This window comes from Novosphingobium sp. CCH12-A3, from assembly GCF_001556015.1.
Lineage (GTDB): Bacteria > Pseudomonadota > Alphaproteobacteria > Sphingomonadales > Sphingomonadaceae > Novosphingobium > Novosphingobium subterraneum.
In genome coordinates, this window is record NZ_LSIA01000015.1 from 1 (window position 1) to 1355 (window position 1355).

Annotated in this window: 2 protein-coding genes; one reads left to right on the plus strand and one right to left on the minus strand. The window is 68.3% G+C overall.

Annotation, left to right across the window (positions count from 1 at the left end):
* Positions 1-238: 238 nt before the first annotated feature.
* On the plus strand, positions 239-427 hold the full coding sequence (locus AX703_RS27120; RefSeq protein WP_062341899.1) for a hypothetical protein: 189 nt from the start codon (positions 239-241) through the stop codon (positions 425-427).
* 22 nt (positions 428-449) lie between these two features.
* On the opposite strand, the gene AX703_RS00730 is transcribed toward AX703_RS27120, so the two are convergent.
* The gene (locus tag AX703_RS00730; RefSeq protein WP_062341902.1) at positions 450-1139 is read right to left on the minus strand and encodes a pentapeptide repeat-containing protein; all 690 of its coding nucleotides are present in this window, start codon (positions 1137-1139) and stop codon (positions 450-452) included.
* Between the last annotated feature and the right edge of the window lie 216 nt (positions 1140-1355).

The window sequence follows — 1355 nt, forward strand, 5'->3', positions numbered from 1 at the left end:
AGGGCCGGCATCCATGCCGGCGAGCTTGGGTGGGCGGCGGCGCGACAGCGCCGACGCTCCGCCCTAGCGAGTAGAGCGGGTCGCCGCGGGGCCCGCGCGGGGCGCGGGCTCCGGGGTGCCCCCCTTCCCCTCTCCACCTCGCCACATCCCGACAAAACCGGTATGCTCGTCCTTCCAGCTCAACTTGTCCGGCCCCGCTGCCGCAGGCAGAGCCGCCCAAGGGAAAGGATCCCGGCCCATGGCTGAACCACAGCAAATGCCAAGCGCCCTGCAGGTGGCGCGCGCGATGGCGCAGGTCCTGCGCACGAAGCTTGCCGTGTTCGGTGCTGAAGAGATCATGCTCACCCGCGAGGAAGCCGCGCTGTGCCTCGGCCTTGCCGAAGGCGTAAGCGAACAGCTGGACGAGAACGAGCGCGCCGCGGACTGAGGCAAGCGGTCCCGCACTGCGGCTACCGGACGTTGAGCCCCAGTTCGCCCAGCAATTGCCCGGCCTGCTCGCGCGAGATTGTCGCCCCGCGAAACAGCCCGGCATCGACGAGGCGAAGCCCGCCGAGGTCGGCGCCGCGCAAGTCAGAGCCCTCGAACCGCGATCCGGCGACCATCGCCTCGCGCAGGGAACAGTCCTCGAACACGGTCATGCGAAAATCGCCCTTGCGCACATCGGCGCCGGACAGATCGACCCGGCGCAGGGTTTCCTTGCGGAACGAGAAGCCGGGCAGCTTGGCAGAGACCAGCAGCACTTCCTCGAAGTGGATGTGCATGGCGCGCGCCTCGGTGAAGTCGGCGCCGGTGAGCTTGGAGCCGGTGAACCGGGCCGAGGTCAGGCTCGCGCGGCGCATCGCGCAATTGTTCCAGTCGCCACCGATGAACTCGGCTTCGCTAAGGTTCGCGCCCGAGAAATTGACGAACGGTCCCCGGCAGCCTTGCCAGACCGTACCTTCAAGCTTTGCCACCGCAAGATCGCTGCGCCGCAGGTTGCAGCGTTCGAAGCGCCAGCGGGTGAGATCGAGCCCAGAGAGGTCCGCCTCCTCAAGGTCGCAGTCGATGAGTGTACGCGGCCCCCTGCCGATCAGGCGCTCGATGTCGCTGCGCGCCAGGGTGGCGCCTGCGATGGGCTGCGAAGCGAAGAGGTCGTCCATCACAGAACCGGTAGCGCGGCATATGCCGCCACGCCAGCAACCCGCGGGCGGCCTCCACGGTTGCACATCGACAGGCTCGAGGCGTCCGCTCGGCGGGCTTGCCGCGGTCGGGAGGCTGGCATAGTCTGAGCTCAGCGTGCCCATCCGGGGCCGCTTCGAACCGAAGGAGATGCGCGAGAGGTCGAACGGGCAGCGTCGATCGCGAGAAATTGGAGA